Source organism: Devosia nitrariae (assembly GCF_030160115.1).
In the GTDB taxonomy this organism is placed as follows: domain Bacteria; phylum Pseudomonadota; class Alphaproteobacteria; order Rhizobiales; family Devosiaceae; genus Devosia; species Devosia nitrariae.
In genome coordinates, this window is record NZ_BSNS01000022.1 from 142,646 (window position 1) to 157,423 (window position 14,778).

A 14,778-nucleotide genomic window follows, 5' to 3' on the forward strand; every position below is an offset into this window, starting at 1 on the left:
GCCTACGCGGACAGGCGCTCCACGGTCTCGTCGCTCATATCGTAATTGGCATAGATGTCCTGGACGTCATCGTCCTCTTCGAGGATCGACATGAGCTTCAGGAGCGTTGCGCCCTTTTCGTCGTCGACCGGCGTCAGGTTCTGCGGCTTCCACACCGGCTTGACCGACTCGGCTTCGCCGAGCGCCTTCTCCAGCGCGCTGGCGACCTCGCCTATCCCTTCGAAGGTCGTGTAGATTGTGTGGCCTTCCTCGTCGCTCTCGACATCCTGGGCCCCGGCTTCGATCGCCGCGTCCATCACCGTATCGGCGTCCCCGGCACTCGCCGGATAGAAGATCTCCCCGACCCGGTCGAACATGAACGATACCGAGCCGGTTTCACCCAACGCCCCGCCATTCTTGGAAAAGTACGAGCGCAGGTTGGATGCGGTACGGTTGCGGTTGTCGGTCAGGGTCTCGACGATGATGGCGATGCCGCCGGGCCCATAGCCTTCGTAGCGCATCTCCTCATAGTTCTCGCTGTCGCTACCCGCCGCCTTCTTGATGGCGCGCTCGATATTGTCCTTGGGCATGGACTGGGCGCGCGCATTGGTTACTGCCAGGCGCAGCCGCGCGTTCATCGAGGGGTCGGGCACGCCGAGCTTGGCCGCCACGGTGATTTCGCGGGCGAGCTTGGAGAAGATCTTCGAGCGGATTGCATCGCTCTTACCCTTGCGATGCATGATGTTCTTGGCGTGTGAATGGCCAGCCATTCGGATCCTCGGTCGACGTGGTGAGTTGGGAGTTGGCGCCTTATAGGGGCACAAAAGGCAAAAATAAAGTCGGGCGCCGCGTGGTCCGGCTTAGAACTCGGGGATCGCCTGGGCCAGGACCCCGCCGACGCGTAGCGGCTCAGCTCGCAGGGCAAGTCCCGTCGCCGGATCGGTCTCGACCACGACCCCGCAGAGCGTCGCCTCGCCTTCGGCCGGGGTGAAGCGGGCGTTGGCGATACCGGTCAGGAACCGGCCGAGCGGCTCTTCCGCGTCGACGCCAATGATCGAATCGTAGTCCCCGCACATGCCCGCATCCGCCATCAGCGCCGTACCGGCCCTGAGGATGCGGTGGTCGGAGGTGGGGATATGGGTGTGGGTGCCGACGACTAGGCTGACCCGCCCGTCGAGGAAATGTCCCATGGCCTGGATTTCCGAGGTCGCCTCGGTATGGAAGTCGACGATGATCGCATCGGCCTGCTCGCTCAACGGGCAGGCGGCGACCGCCGCCTCGACGGCGCGGAACGGATCGTCGATCGGATCCATGAAGACCCGCCCCTGCGCATTGATCACCAGCACGCGATGGCCCCTGCGCCCCTCGGCGAGCATGGCGCCACGGCCGGGCGTCCCCGGCGGAAAATTGATCGGCCGCAGCAGGCTGGGCTCGCGCTCGATGAAGGTTATGGTGTCGCGCTGGTCGAAGGCATGGTCGCCGAGCGTCACGATGTCGGCGCCGGCATTCTTGAGGCCGAGGAAGTGGTTTTCGATCAGCCCGCGCCCATGGCTGGCGTTCTCGCCGTTAACGACGACGAAATCGAGATCGAGGTGCTCGATGAGGCCCGGCAGCCGCTCGGCCACCGCATCGCGCCCGGCCCGGCCGACGACGTCTCCCAGAAACAATAGCCTCATTGCGCCGCGCCGAAATGCGTCACGCCGTTCTCGGTGACCACGACATCGAGCGGAATATCATGGGCATCTCGCGGGATAAGGTCGACTTGCTGGGCGGCGAAGGCAAGGCCGACGAGCCGTGGTCTCTTGGCGAGCTGCGCCAGCGTGCGGTCGTAGTAACCGCCTCCATAGCCGAGCCGCGTACCGCGATCGTCGAACCCGAGGAGCGGGATGAGGATGACGTCAGGCTCGGCTTTTGGCGCCAGGTCCTCGGGCGCGAGGGTACCGAAACCGGCAGGATAGAGCGGCGCCCCTTCCTCCCAGAGCCGCAGTTCCAGCGGTGCGCCGTCACCGATGACGACCGGCAGGCAGACCGGCTGGCCCGAATCCATCAGCCGCACCAGGATCGGCTGGCAGTCCATTTCGTCGCGAATGGGCCAGTAGGCGGCCACGACCTCGCCCTCGGCCAGGGGAACGCCTTCGAAGAAATGCAGGCACGCCGCCTTGGAGGCCTCTTCGCGCGCGGAATGCGACAGCGCCGCCCGCAGGTCATGGGCCTTTACCCGCAGCGCCGCCTTGGCGCGTTCGATATCGTCATCGATCATGGCGGCTGCCGGTCCGTTATTTGGTGCGTTTCGATTCAGCCTTTTGGACCGAAACGCGACACAACAAAGGAGCCGGAGCTCCAGAATTCAGGTGCCGCCCTGGCCGTGGGACAGTCGATCCCGGGAACCTACTCACGTAGGTGGGCGCCGTATGTCCGAGCCCACGGGCCCGGTCAGGAACAGCTCCCTTAAGGATCGATAAGGCCCCGGGGATATTGGTGTCCTACACGCGCCGGGCAGCAGGCGAGATATAAGACGTTTGCGGAGTGGGTGCAAAGGGGATGAACAGCAGGGTCAGAGTTTGTTGATCCAGTCTTGGCTCTGATGGAACACCCTGACGATCTCGATCCCTCTGGAATCGACCCGATAGACTATGAGATGCGATCCCTTCGGATACGCTCTCACTACCGGCCGAATTTCGTCGCGTTCGGGAGCCGCTTCGGGAAAGTCGACCAGGAGCCGAATGGCCTCAAAAAGTGCATCGTAATATCTGTCCGCCTGAGCCAGGCCAAATTGCTCGGCCGATTTGCGATATATCCCGCGGAGATCCCGCGAAGCCTGAGCAGTCAGGCGATAGTTCGTCTTCAATCGTTTATTCCCAGGTCCTTACGCGCCAGACGACGAACGTCCTCCATCGTAAGGTCGCTGGGACCGCTATCGATTCCTTCCTGCACCAGCCGCTGGAACTCGGCGATCTTGTCCGCCCGCTCCTGATCATGCCGGATCAGATCCCGCACATAGTCGCTGGCATTGCCGTACTTGCCAGACCTGGCTTGGGTTTCCACCCACTCCTTCATCTGCTCGGGCAGGGAAATGTTCATGGTGGCCATGGCTATTCTCCTTCAGCCGGAGAGTAGCAAAAATTGGCAAAGCTTGCCAATCATCCCTGCGGAATCTGTGCCGCCGACTCGTCGATGCCGCTGGCTGCCGTCTCGATCCTTGCCGCAGCCTCGTCGAGCGTCGCGGCGAACCGCCCCTCGATCCGCTCGATCTCGGCCGAGAGCGCCTCGCCGGCACGCGTAAGCTCGGCCACGTGCCCTTCGAGCGCGGCGATACGCCGCTCCGCCTCGGCCAATTCGTCGAGAACGGCGATGCCGGCCATCACCGTCAGCCGCCCGTCGCCGATCTCGCCGACGGACCCCTTGAGACCTTCGACCTGCGCGTTGAAGCGATCGGCCAGACCCAGGAGATGCTGTTGCTGCCCCTCCTCGCAGGCCATACGGTATTTGCGACCGTTGATCTCGACATTGACCTCGGGCAATGCGGCACTCCTGTTCGATTATTTGGCGAGGACTTCGCGCACGGTTTCCATGGCAACCACCAGCCGGCGCGAGACGTCATGGGCGCTATCGTCGAGGCGCTTGGCGCGTGCAGAAGCCTTGTCGAGATCGGTCGCAAGACGGGCGCGCTCGTTGATGAGCTGCCTGGTGTCCGCCTCGATGCGGGCGAGCGTGCGCACCCGCGCTTCAAGACCCTGAAGGCTCGCCTCGAGCCGGCCAACGGACCGGTCGAAACGGGCGATGGCTACCTCGAGCTCGCTGTCCTTTTCGCTGTCGCTCATGGCTCCCCGAACCGCCCCCGCACCGACTCCGGCCTGACCAGTAAGCCCGACCCCTTTACCGAATGCAACCGGCAAGGTCCGGATCGTCATCGTCCTGTCATTGACAGTGCTTTTGAACCTGTTATGCCCTTGTCCCGCCTTGGCGAGGAGGCATTTGGCCTTCTTCTCCCCAGATTCGAGCGAATTTAAGAGCGAGCGATCATGACCAACACGTCTGAGCAGAACGAATTGGCCAATGCCATCCGGTCCCTTGCCATGGACGCGGTCGAGAAAGCCAATTCCGGCCATCCGGGCCTGCCCATGGGCTGTGCCGACGTCGCGACAGTCCTCTTCACCAAGGTCATGAAGTTCGATCCGGCTGACCCCAAATGGCCCGACCGCGACCGCTTCATTCTCTCGGCCGGCCACGGTTCGATGCTGCTTTATGCCTCGCTCTACCTACTCGGCTATGAGGACATGACGATCGAGGAGATCCGCAACTTCCGCCAGCTCAATCACCGGACCGCCGGCCACCCCGAATACGGCCACGCCTCGGGCATCGAGACGACGACCGGTCCGCTTGGCCAGGGCCTCGGCAACTCGGTCGGCTTTGCCGTCGCCGAAGCCAAGCTCGCCGCCGAATTCGGCGCCGACCTCGTCGACCATCACACCTGGGTGCTGGCCGGTGATGGGTGCCTCATGGAAGGCATCTCCCAGGAAGCCATCTCGCTTGCCGGGCATTTGAAGCTCAACAAGTTGACCGTCATTTGGGACAACAACTCGATCACCATCGACGGGGCCGTCTCCAACGCCGATTCCACCGACCAGGTTGCCCGTTTCAAGGCCTGTGGCTGGAACACCATCGAGATCGAGGGCCATGATCAGGCCGCCGCCGAAGCCGCTCTTCTTGCCGCCAAGGCCGCCGACAGGCCGACGCTGATCGCTGCCAAGACCACCATCGGCTTCGGCGCCCCCAAGAAAGCCGGCACCGAGAAAGTGCACGGCAACCCGCTGGGGGCCGAAGAACTGGCCGCCGCCAAAGCAAACCTCGGCATCACCTACCCCGCCTTCGAGATCCCGGCCGAAACGCTGGCCAAATGGCGCGCCGCCGGCACCCGCAGCCAGAACGTGCGCGGCGAATGGCAGGCACGGCTGGCCGCTTCCCCCAAAAGGGCAGAGTTCGAGCGCCGCATCGCCGGCACCCTGCCCGCGGGCCTTGCCGAAGCCATGGACGCCTATAGGAAGAAGCTCGCCGAGGACAAACCGAAGGTTGCGACCCGCAAGTCGAGCCAGATGGCGCTCGAGGTCATCAACAAGGTCGTGCCCGAGACCGTTGGCGGCTCAGCGGACCTGACCCATTCCAACCTCACCAACACGCCCGAGACCCTGCCCTTCACCGCTGCCGACCGCAGCGGCCGCTACATGATGTACGGCATCCGCGAGCATGAGATGGCCGCCGCCATGAGCGGCATTGCGCTGCATGGCGGTCTCATCCCCTATGGCGGGACGTTCCTCGTCTTTACCGACTATGCGCGCCCCTCGATCCGCCTCGCCAGCATCATGGGCCAGCGCGTTGTCTATGTGATGACGCACGATTCCATTGGTCTTGGCGAAGACGGCCCGACCCACCAGCCTATCGAGCACCTCTCGGCACTGCGCGCCATCCCGGGGCTTACCGTTTTTCGTCCGGCCGATGCGATGGAGACTGCCGAGTGCTGGCAGTTGGCGCTCGAGCACCAGGGCCCCTCCATACTCGCCCTTTCCCGGCAGAACCTGCCGGCTGTACGCGCTGAGTATTCCTCCGAGAACAAGGCGGCGCTTGGCGCCTACACGCTCGCCGGCGACGCGAACGCGGATGTGGTGATCTTCGCCACCGGCTCGGAAGTGGCCATCGCCGTCGACGGCATGAAGGCGCTCGGCGAGCAGGGGATTTCCGCCAGGGTCGTCTCCGTACCCTCAATGGAACTGTTCGCCAAGCAGTCCGAGGCCTACAAGGCCGAAATCTTCGGCTCGGCCAGAGCCCGCGTTGCCATCGAAGCGGGTGTCGAGATGAGCTGGGGCAAGTTCCTTGGTGAAAAGGGCCGGTTCGTCGGCATGCACTCCTTCGGCGCTTCCGGTCCTATCGGCGACCTCTACGAACACTTCGGTCTTACACCTAAAGCCGTTGTTGAAGCGGCGACCGCTCAGTTGTAAGAGAGCGCCCGACCCCTCCCCTCCCACCCTTGTCCCCCAAGGAGCGTCTCACATGGCAGTCCGCGTCGCCATCAACGGATTTGGCCGCATCGGCCGCAACATTCTGCGCGCCCTCATCGAATCCGGCCGCACCGACATCGAAGTCGTGGCCATCAACGATCTCGGCCCGGTCGAGACCAATGCCCACCTCATCCGCTTCGACAGCGTACACGGCAGATTTCCGGGGACGGTGACGGTCAAGGACGACACTATCGACGTCGGCCGCGGCCCGATCAAGGTGACAGCCGTGCGCAACCCGGCCGAGCTGCCGCATGGCGATATGGGCGTCGATATCGTGCTTGAATGCACAGGCCTCTTCACCAGCAAGGACAAGGCTTCGGCACACCTCACCGCCGGCGCTAAGAAGGTGCTGATCTCCGCTCCCGCTGAAGGCGCGGACTTCACCGTCGTTTACGGCATCAATCACCACAAGATCGCCAAGGAGCACGTCGTGATCTCCAACGGCTCGTGCACCACCAACTGCCTCGCACCGATGGCCATGGTGATGGACCAGTTCGTCGGCATCGAAAAGGGAATGATGACCACCATCCATTCCTATACCGGCGATCAGCCGACGCTCGACACCATGCACAAGGACCTCTATCGGGGGCGCGCCGCGGCGCTCTCGCAGATCCCGACCTCGACCGGCGCGGCCAAGGCTATCGGTCTCGTCCTGCCCGAACTCAAGGGCAAGCTCGACGGCATCTCGATCCGTGTCCCCACCCCGAACGTTTCGCTGGTCGACCTCAAGTTCATCGCAAAGAAGTCGACGACGGCACAGGAAGTCAACGAGGCGCTGGTCGCCGCCTCGGACGGCAAGCTCAAGGGCGTGATGACTTATACCCACTACCCGCTGGTTTCGAGCGACCTCAACCACGACCCGCATTCAGCCACGATCCTGCTCGACCAGACCAAGGTCATGGACGGCAACTTTGTCAACGTGCTCGGCTGGTACGACAACGAGTGGGGCTTCTCCAACCGCATGTGCGACGTCACGACTGCCTTCGCCAAGACGCTCTGAGAGCTCCCTTCTGGGATGTGATTTGAAACGCGCCCCACACGGGGCGCTTTTCTTTTGCGATGGAGACAACGCAGCCGCCAGCGCGTTAGGCTTCCACCGCAAACTCAGACGCGAGGCCCCCCATGTTCTCCCGATCCATCCGCTGGCGCACCCTCGACGGCAACGGCCTTGAACATCTCTTCATTTCCGCGACCGGTGACGGTCTGCTCGCCCATGGCATGATCGTCAGCGACAATGACGGCAGCAGGTTTGCCGCACACTACACCGTCACGCTCTCGCCTGATTGGGGATTCCGCGAGGCCACCATAGAGACGGTCGAAGGCACCCAGCTGCATCTCGTTCGCGACGACCTGGGCAACTGGACGGCCGATGGCATCGACCTGCCTGAACTCGGCGGCTGCGTCGACATCGACATGTCGGCGAGCGCCTTCACCAATTCCCTGCCGATCCGCCGCGTCGGTCTCGAGCTCGGCGAGCCGCGCCGCTTCGACATGGCCTGGATCCCCCTCGATACGTTGAAGCCCTTCCGCGACGGCCAGGTTTACACTGCCCTCGGCGACGGCCGCTATCGCTACCAGTCCGACGAGACCGACTTCGAGGGCACCATCACCGTCGATTCCGACGGGCTGGTACTGAGATACGATCCGCTGTTCGAGCGGGTGTGACTGAAAGGCTGAGGGCGCAGCTCCACCCCCGTCACCGAGCTGACATACAGTCGTCACACGCTCGAAACCAAATCAGTGCAAACGCACCCACGTCGATCGCATCGGAGTGGATCATGTTCGCAACCGGGCGTTGGATCGCCATCGCCGGCACGCTCGGCAGCGTGCTCTTCGGCTGGCACCAGCAGGCCTGGTGGCTTGCGGTGCCGCCGGCCTGCTATCTCGCCTATGTCGTCTGGCGCGACAAGGCGATCCGCTCACGCATCGGCTCGGCAGCCTGGGCGAGCGACGGGTTCGCCCGCTTCCTCGTCGTTGCCGACGTCGCCCTTGTGCTGCGCAACGCCGCCGGCAACGTCCTCGTCTTCCTGATTGCCGGTCTCGCCCGCCAGCGGCTGGGACTCGCCTGAACGGCGGAAACACCTCTCCCGCCGCTTGCGGGCTTTTCCATCGCGCCCGCTTCTGTTACGCCAGCGCCGATTTGCGCTAGAGTGGGCGCGGCTTGGCAACGATAACGGTGACCCTATGACCTCGGCTTTCAAAACCCTCAAAGATCTCGATTTTGGGGGTAAGCGCGTGCTGCTGCGGGCCGATCTCAACGTGCCGGTCGCCGACGGCAAGGTCACCGACGCGACCCGTATCGAGCGCATCGTCCCGACCATCCGCGAACTGGTTAAGCATGATGCCAAGGTCGTCCTGCTCTCCCATTTCGGCCGTCCCAAGGGAAAGGTCGATCCCGAATTCTCCCTAGAAATCGTCGTCCCCGCCATTGCCGACGCCACCGGCCACCCGGTTGGCTTCATCGCCACCGACTGGACTGACGTCGCCAAGGCCGCACGGGCTATCGACCAGGCTCCCGTGGGCAGCGTGCTGGTTCTCGAGAACACCCGCTTCCACCCGGGCGAGGAGGCCAACGACCCCGAGCTTGTCGCGCGCATGGCAAGCCTCGGCGACGTCTACGTCAACGACGCCTTCTCGGCCGCCCACCGCGCCCATGCTTCGACCGAGGGCCTCGCCCATGCGCTCCCGGCTGCGGCGGGCCTCGCCATGCAGGCCGAGCTCGAGGCACTGGAGGCCGGGCTCGGCGCGCCGCGGAAACCCGTGGTCGCCGTCGTCGGCGGTGCCAAGGTCTCCTCCAAGATCGATCTGCTCGAGAACCTGGTGACCAAGGTTGACGCGCTCATCATCGGCGGCGGCATGGCCAACACCTTCATTCATGCCCTGGGCTACGGCATCGGCAAGTCGCTGGCCGAAAAGGACCTGGCCGACACTGCCCAGCGCATCCTCGACAAGGCCGACAAGGCGAGCTGCGCGGTGATCCTGCCCATCGACGCCCAAGTCGCCTGGCACTTCGAAGCCAACGCGCCGCACCGGCTCTATGGCGTCGACAGCCTCGATCCGGACGGCATGGTGCTCGACATCGGTCCGGGCTCGGTCGAGCGCATCAAGGGCGCCATCGACGAAGCGCAAACCGTCGTCTGGAACGGACCCATGGGGGCGTTCGAGTTGGCCCCGTTCGACAGGGGCACTGTCGAAGTCGCCAGATATGTGGCCGAGCGGACCAAGGCCGGGAAACTCGTATCCGTCGCCGGCGGCGGCGATACGGTTGCCGCCCTCGCCCACGCCGGCGTCAAGGACGCCTTCACCTATGTCTCGACCGCCGGCGGCGCCTTCCTCGAGTGGATGGAAGGCAAGGCACTTCCGGGTGTGGAGGCGTTGCGGGCATAAAAGTTTCCGAGATCGGAAACTTTATATTGCGCCGCAAGCCCAAGCCAGATAGTTTCCGCATCTGGAAACTATCTGGAGCCGTGCCGTGTCCCTGACGCTATACCTTCATCCGCTGGCCTCGTTCTGCCACAAGGTGCTCATCGCACTTTACGAAAATGGAACGCCGTTCACGCCTCAAATCGTCGACCTGATGGATCCCCAGTCGGCGCGGCAGGTTCTCGACCGCTGGCCCGTCGGCAAGATCCCGCTTCTGGAGGACACGGCTCATGACCGGATCGTCCCGGAAACCAGCGTCATCATCGAATACCTCGATAAACACCATCCCGGCCCGGTCCGCCTGCTCCCGCGCGACGTCGACGGAGAGCTCGAAGCGCGCCTGTGGGACAGGTTCTTCGATCACTACGTGTCCGTGCCGGTGCAGAAGATCGTGACCGATCGCATCCGGCCGGCCGGCGCCGCCGATCCTCACGGCGTCGCCGGCGCCCGCGCGACGCTGCGCACCGCCTACGACATGCTTGACGCGCATCTTTCCGGTAAGAATTGGGCGATCGGTGCCGAGTTCAGCCTTGCCGATTGCGCCGCTGCACCTGCATTGTTCTATTCCATGATTGTCGAACCCTTGCCGGCAGACAAGACTCACCTTGCCGGCTATTTTGAGCGGCTGATGGCGCGCCCGAGCATCCAGCGGGTACTTGCCGAAGCCCGGTCCTATTTTGCTATGTTCCCCTATCGCGAAGCCATCCCCGCACGCTTTTTTGCCGAGTGACGGAGACTGATCTGCAGGCTGAAACCGCAAATCTCGACCGGCTTTTTCAAGCGCTCGCCGACCCACACAGGCGGGCCATGGTCGCACGGCTGGTGCGTGGTCCCGCTTCGATGAAGGAACTGGCGGCGCCGCTTGGCATCGCCCTGCCCTCGGCACTCAAACACCTCCAGGTGCTGGAGAGCGGGGGCATCGTCAGCTCGCAAAAGGCCGGCCGGGTACGAACCTTTGCCATCGAGCGCCAGGGCCTGGAGACGATCGAGGACTGGCTCGCCGAACACCGGCGCCAGCTCGAGGCGGGCTTTGACCGGCTCGAACATCTGATGCGCAGCATGCCCGAGGAACCTTCGCAATGAACCGCCCAATGATGTCCGGCACCGCCGGCGCGCATTCGAGCTTCACCATCGAAAGGCAGCTGCCGGGGCGCCCCGCTCACGCCTATCGCTTCTTTGCCGAACCCGACCTCAAGCGGCGCTGGACCGAGTGCCACCCGGACTGGACGGTTGTGGACGAGGCCTTCGACTTCCGCATCGGCGGAAACGAAACGACCCGCCTGCGCCGCGGCGACGGAGCCGTGCAGACCGTCGACATCCACTACCTCGATCTCCTGCCGGGCGAACGGATCGTCTATGCCTACAGCATGCGGTTGGACGAGACGGCAGTGTCGGCCTCGCTGGTGACCATCGCTCTCGTCCCGGAGGGCACCGCCACCCGCATGCTCTATACCGAGCACCTGGCGATGCTCGAGGGAGCGGGGGCGGCAGAACGGCAGATGGGTACCGAACAGGGTTTCGACCGGCTCGCCGCCGAGATCGAGCGCGCCCTGGCCAACTGACCCCTACCCCTATCGGAGGCCCACGCAATCGTGGGCCCAGAAGGTCTCCGAATAGACGAAGCTGCCGGTCATCCAAGGCTCGTAGGCCGATAGCCGCGCCACTTGAAACGCCGCCTCCGGGATGCGCAGGGATGGCCGGCGGAAGCCGAGCGAAACCGCATTCTCGAACCCGCGCGTCGAGTAGTACCGCGGCGATCCTTCCAGAAAGACCAGCGGGATGCCGAGCTTGTCGGCCTCGGCGAGAGCGCTCTCGATCAGCCGGGCCCCGATCCCCTGCCGCCGGACCTCTTCGGCGACGGCCAGCGGAGAAAGGGTAACCACGTCGACAAGGCGAGGCGGCGCATCAAGCCGCGCGGCGCTGAGGAGGACGTGGCCGACCACCTTTTCGCCCTCGCGGGTTGCAACGAGGGAGACGGGCGCGATGGCGGCCGGCGCATCGAGCAATGCTTCGACGAGGCGGGGAACTGTCTCGCCACCGAAAGCGCGTTCGTGAAGATCACGGATCGCCTCGAAATCCGCGGGTTGCGCAGCGCGGATAGCCAGACCGGCAACGTCCATTTCTCCCACCTTCGTCGTATATCCCTTGGTCTAATCGACGCTCTGCAACCTTCGGCTCTATCGTTGAGTTCAAGCTCCCGCCTCAACCCTTCGAGAGACGAAAATGCCCGCCATGTCATTGAATGCCGTTGCCCAGAAGCTGATGACGCCGGGGCAGGGTATCCTTGCCGCCGACGAGTCCGAACCTACCATCGCCAAGCGCTTCGCCAAGATCAACCTGCCCTCGACGCTGGAACTGCGCCGCGACTACCGCGAGATGCTGTTCCGCTCGAACCAGGCGATGCAGAGCTACATCTCCGGCGTCATCCTGACCGAGGAGACCCTCGAGCAGTCCGCCGCCGACGGCACCCCTTTCCGCGCCATCCTTGCCGATGCCGACGTCGTTCCCGGCATCAAGGTCGACCGCGGCGCTTTTCCGATGCCCGGCGACACGGGCGAAAAGATCACCGAAGGGCTCGACGGGCTGCGCCAGCGCCTCGCCCGTTATGCTGAACTGGGTGCCGGCTTTGCCAAGTGGCGCGCCGTCATCACCATCAACGACATCGCCCCGACCCGCAACAATATCCGCGCCAACGCCCATGCGCTCGCCCGCTATGCCATCCTTTGCCAGGAAGCGGGCATCGTGCCGGTGGTCGAGCCGGAGGTGGTGGGCGACGGCGAACCCGGCAACCACTCGATAGAGCGCTGCGCGCAGGTGACCGCCGAGGTCCTGGAGAACGTCTTCAAGGAGTTGCGTCTCGCCGGTGTCGACCTTTCCGGCATGCTGTTGAAGCCCAACATGATCCTGCCCGGCATCAACTCGCGCGAACGCCCCTCCATCGACGAGGTCGCCCGCCGCACTGTCGAGGTACTGCGCGAGCAGGTGCCGGCCGCGGTGCCCGGCATCGCCTTCCTTTCGGGTGGCCAGACCGACGAGGAAGCAACCGCGCACCTTTCGGCGATGAACCAGATCGATGGCAAGCCCTGGCCGCTGACCTTCTCCTATGGCCGCGCCCTGCAGAACGTGGCGCTGCGCCTCTGGGCCGGCCGGCGAGAGAACTTCCCCCAGGCGCAGGCGGCCTTCACGCATCGCGCTCACATGAATTCCCTTGCCGCCCTCGGCCAGTGGAGCAACACCCTCGACCGGGCGGCCGCCTAGAGCGTTTTCAGCAAAAGCTGATACCACTTTTTGCGGTTCGAAAACGCGACAATTAACTTAGAGCCTTTCGACGTCCCAACGTCGCTTCGGGCGCATGTCACGGCATGCGCCCGTTTTCTTTGCATTTACAACCAGTCACGCAGTTTTTTGCGCCTGCCGCGTTTTTGAGTCGCAAAAGTGGTATCCACTTTTGCTCGAAACGCTCTATTGCTGCGCGAACCCTTTTCTCGCCAAATTGGCCGAGCAAGAGAGCGCGTTCGTCGTCGTCCGGTAAACCATGGCTGCTGCACAGATCTTTCTTGTCACACCGCAATCCGCCGAACCGGCGACCTTCGGTCCGGCGCTTGCCGAAGTGCTGGCCGCCGCACCCGTCGCCGCGCTCCTGGTGCGCCGGCATGAGCGGACCGACGCGGCCTATCGCGCGCTGGTGCAGGCGGTGCTTCCGGCCGCGCAAGGCGCGGACTGCGCCGTGCTCGTCGAGGACGATGCGGCGCTCGCCCGGCGGATCGGGGCCGACGGCGTGCACGTGACCGGCAACGCCCGCTCCGTCAAGGACGCGGTAGCGGCAGTCAAACCCGGCCTCATCGTCGGTGCCGGGCCGATCCGCAGCCGTCATGAGGCCATGTCCTTGGGCGAGTTCAACGTCGACTATCTGTTCTTCGGCGACCTTTCAGACCCCGCCGACGCCAACGCGCGCGAGATGGGCGCCTGGTGGGCCGAGACTTTCGAGGTCCCGTCGGTGCTGAGTGGGCGCGCCGGCGAGGATTCGGCCGGCTGCGAGTTCCTGGCACTCGGCGAAAGCTTCTGGACGGGCGCCGAATCGCCCGCCGCGCTCGCGGTCCGCGCCGCCAAGACGTTGGAAACCGCGTGATGGCCGGCCGCGGGCTGCTCTTTGCTATGATCCTTGCCCTCGGCGCCGTGAGCGTGGCCGCGCAGGACACCCCGATCCCCGACGCGACGGCGCCGGACCCCGCCGACGCTGAGGCCGCCCGGGACATCAGCAATGACATCTTCGGGTCCCGCCGGCCGGTCGACATGGCCTATGGCGCCTTCCAGCGCGGCTATTATCTGACCGCGCTCGAGCGCGCCCTGCCGCGCGCGGCCGAGCATGACGCCGTCGCCCAGACGCTGATCGCCGAGATCTTCGCCAAAGGGCTCGGCGTCGGGCAGAACGTGGAGCGGGCAGCCAGCTGGTATCAGCTCGCCTCCGACAACGGCGACATGCTGGCCACCTTCGAGCTCGCCCTCCTCTACCAGGACGGCCGTGGCGTCGCGCGCAACCGTCAGAGGGCCGCCGATCTCTTCCGCCAGGCGGCCGAGGCCGGAAGCATCGAGGCAAAATACAATCTGGCGCTGCTGCATGTGGAGGGCGTCTATGTCGAGCCCAGCCTCACCCGTGCCGCCGCGCTGATGAAAGAAGCGGCCGATGCCGAGCTTGCCCAGGCGCAATACGACTATGGCGTGATGCTGATGGAAGGCGCGGGCATCGCCCCGAACCCCGCCGAGGGCGTGAGCTATGTTGCGCGCGCCGCCGAAGAGGGCCTCCCCCCCGCCCAGGTCGACTACGCCACCATTCTCTATATGGGTCAGGGCGTGGAGCGCGACCTCGAAGGCGCCGTCGAGTGGTACCGGCGCGCAGCCGACGCCGGCAATCCGGTCGCCCAGAACCGCTACGCCAAGCTCCTGGCCGCCGGCGAGGGCATCGAGCCCGACCTCGAAACGGCCGCCATGTGGCGCGCACTCGCTCGCCGGCAGGGCGTCAACGACACCGCCCTCGATGAGATGCTTGCCGCCGTCCCGCCCGAAACCATCGCCCGTGCCGAACTGCGCGCCCGTTATTGGCCGGCCGAACCGCCCAGCGACGGCGTGCCGCCCGCGTCCGGCTTCGTACCAGGTCCTGCCGCAGGCGCAGATGAGCCTGCAACCACAACGCAAGACCCGCCGGCCGAGGACGATGCGGACGGACCCGAGGCGGCGACAGAGGAAGGCGAGACCCAAAGCCCTTGAACCGGGCGGCGTTCTCGGGCAAATAGGCGCCCTGCCCGCAATCCCGGCTCAACCGCCG

Annotated in this window: 19 protein-coding genes and 1 other RNA gene; 11 read left to right on the forward strand and 9 right to left on the reverse strand. The window is 64.8% G+C overall.

Annotated features, from left to right (window positions below; genetic code table 11):
• Positions 1 to 2: 2 nt before the first annotated feature.
• The 8 genes from QQK18_RS20335 to QQK18_RS20370 form a co-directional block, all read right to left on the reverse strand.
• Positions 3 to 749, reverse strand: a complete 747-nt coding sequence (locus QQK18_RS20335; RefSeq protein ID WP_284342211.1) for a YebC/PmpR family DNA-binding transcriptional regulator — start codon at positions 747 to 749, stop codon at positions 3 to 5.
• A gap of 90 nt (positions 750 to 839) precedes the next feature.
• Positions 840 to 1,655 (reverse strand): TIGR00282 family metallophosphoesterase, encoded by an 816-nt coding sequence (locus QQK18_RS20340; RefSeq protein WP_284342212.1) that lies wholly within the window; start codon positions 1,653 to 1,655, stop codon positions 840 to 842.
• Positions 1,652 to 2,239: a 5-formyltetrahydrofolate cyclo-ligase gene (locus tag QQK18_RS20345; protein ID WP_284342213.1), complete on the reverse strand. Its 588-nt coding sequence runs from the start codon at positions 2,237 to 2,239 to the stop codon at positions 1,652 to 1,654. Before QQK18_RS20345 ends, QQK18_RS20340 begins: the two co-directional genes overlap by 4 nt.
• Positions 2,240 to 2,326: 87 nt before the next feature.
• Positions 2,327 to 2,485: non-coding RNA, 6S RNA (gene ssrS / locus QQK18_RS20350), on the reverse strand.
• 48 nt (positions 2,486 to 2,533) lie between these two features.
• Positions 2,534 to 2,827, reverse strand: a complete 294-nt coding sequence (locus QQK18_RS20355; protein WP_284342214.1) for a type II toxin-antitoxin system RelE/ParE family toxin — start codon at positions 2,825 to 2,827, stop codon at positions 2,534 to 2,536.
• Positions 2,824 to 3,069, reverse strand: coding sequence for a type II toxin-antitoxin system ParD family antitoxin (locus QQK18_RS20360; protein WP_284342215.1), 246 nt, complete (start codon positions 3,067 to 3,069; stop codon positions 2,824 to 2,826). Before QQK18_RS20360 ends, QQK18_RS20355 begins: the two co-directional genes overlap by 4 nt.
• A 50-nt stretch (positions 3,070 to 3,119) precedes the next feature.
• Positions 3,120 to 3,500, reverse strand: coding sequence for a cell division protein ZapA (locus tag QQK18_RS20365; protein ID WP_284342216.1), 381 nt, complete (start codon positions 3,498 to 3,500; stop codon positions 3,120 to 3,122).
• An 18-nt stretch (positions 3,501 to 3,518) separates the two neighbouring features.
• Complete coding sequence (locus QQK18_RS20370) at positions 3,519 to 3,800, reverse strand: DUF4164 family protein (RefSeq protein WP_284342217.1); 282 nt, start codon at positions 3,798 to 3,800, stop codon at positions 3,519 to 3,521.
• A gap of 201 nt (positions 3,801 to 4,001) precedes the next feature.
• Between QQK18_RS20370 and tkt the strand changes: the two genes are divergently transcribed.
• The 8 genes from tkt (at position 4,002) to QQK18_RS20410 (ending at position 11,017) form a co-directional block, all read left to right on the forward strand.
• On the forward strand, positions 4,002 to 5,972 hold the full coding sequence (gene tkt, locus QQK18_RS20375) for a transketolase (protein WP_284342218.1): 1,971 nt from the start codon (positions 4,002 to 4,004) through the stop codon (positions 5,970 to 5,972).
• Positions 5,973 to 6,024: 52 nt separating this feature from the next.
• On the forward strand, positions 6,025 to 7,032 hold the full coding sequence (gene gap, locus QQK18_RS20380; protein ID WP_284342219.1) for a type I glyceraldehyde-3-phosphate dehydrogenase: 1,008 nt from the start codon (positions 6,025 to 6,027) through the stop codon (positions 7,030 to 7,032).
• A gap of 122 nt (positions 7,033 to 7,154) precedes the next feature.
• Positions 7,155 to 7,697: a putative glycolipid-binding domain-containing protein gene (locus QQK18_RS20385; RefSeq protein WP_284342220.1), complete on the forward strand. Its 543-nt coding sequence runs from the start codon at positions 7,155 to 7,157 to the stop codon at positions 7,695 to 7,697.
• A gap of 113 nt (positions 7,698 to 7,810) precedes the next feature.
• Complete coding sequence (locus tag QQK18_RS20390) at positions 7,811 to 8,101, forward strand: hypothetical protein (RefSeq protein WP_284342221.1); 291 nt, start codon at positions 7,811 to 7,813, stop codon at positions 8,099 to 8,101.
• A 115-nt stretch (positions 8,102 to 8,216) separates the two neighbouring features.
• Positions 8,217 to 9,419 (forward strand): phosphoglycerate kinase, encoded by a 1,203-nt coding sequence (locus QQK18_RS20395; RefSeq protein ID WP_284342222.1) that lies wholly within the window; start codon positions 8,217 to 8,219, stop codon positions 9,417 to 9,419.
• A gap of 85 nt (positions 9,420 to 9,504) precedes the next feature.
• On the forward strand, positions 9,505 to 10,185 hold the full coding sequence (locus QQK18_RS20400; protein ID WP_284342223.1) for a glutathione S-transferase family protein: 681 nt from the start codon (positions 9,505 to 9,507) through the stop codon (positions 10,183 to 10,185).
• Complete coding sequence (locus tag QQK18_RS20405) at positions 10,182 to 10,538, forward strand: ArsR/SmtB family transcription factor (protein WP_284342224.1); 357 nt, start codon at positions 10,182 to 10,184, stop codon at positions 10,536 to 10,538. Before QQK18_RS20400 ends, QQK18_RS20405 begins: the two co-directional genes overlap by 4 nt.
• On the forward strand, positions 10,535 to 11,017 hold the full coding sequence (locus QQK18_RS20410; RefSeq protein ID WP_284342225.1) for an SRPBCC family protein: 483 nt from the start codon (positions 10,535 to 10,537) through the stop codon (positions 11,015 to 11,017). Before QQK18_RS20405 ends, QQK18_RS20410 begins: the two co-directional genes overlap by 4 nt.
• A gap of 9 nt (positions 11,018 to 11,026) precedes the next feature.
• Here the strand turns inward: QQK18_RS20410 and QQK18_RS20415 are convergent, their stop codons facing one another.
• The gene (locus QQK18_RS20415; RefSeq protein WP_284342226.1) at positions 11,027 to 11,575 is read right to left on the reverse strand and encodes a GNAT family N-acetyltransferase; all 549 of its coding nucleotides are present in this window, start codon (positions 11,573 to 11,575) and stop codon (positions 11,027 to 11,029) included.
• A gap of 112 nt (positions 11,576 to 11,687) precedes the next feature.
• Here QQK18_RS20415 and QQK18_RS20420 point away from each other — a divergent pair, with 112 nt between their 5' ends.
• The 3 genes from QQK18_RS20420 (at position 11,688) to QQK18_RS20430 (ending at position 14,720) form a co-directional block, all read left to right on the forward strand.
• The gene (locus QQK18_RS20420) at positions 11,688 to 12,713 is read left to right on the forward strand and encodes a class I fructose-bisphosphate aldolase (protein ID WP_284342526.1); all 1,026 of its coding nucleotides are present in this window, start codon (positions 11,688 to 11,690) and stop codon (positions 12,711 to 12,713) included.
• Between the two features lie 277 nt (positions 12,714 to 12,990).
• Positions 12,991 to 13,584 (forward strand): thiamine phosphate synthase, encoded by a 594-nt coding sequence (locus QQK18_RS20425; protein ID WP_284342227.1) that lies wholly within the window; start codon positions 12,991 to 12,993, stop codon positions 13,582 to 13,584.
• A complete protein-coding gene (locus tag QQK18_RS20430; protein WP_284342228.1) occupies positions 13,584 to 14,720 on the forward strand; it encodes a tetratricopeptide repeat protein in 1,137 nt (378 codons plus the stop codon). Before QQK18_RS20425 ends, QQK18_RS20430 begins: the two co-directional genes overlap by 1 nt.
• Positions 14,721 to 14,778 lie beyond the last annotated feature (58 nt).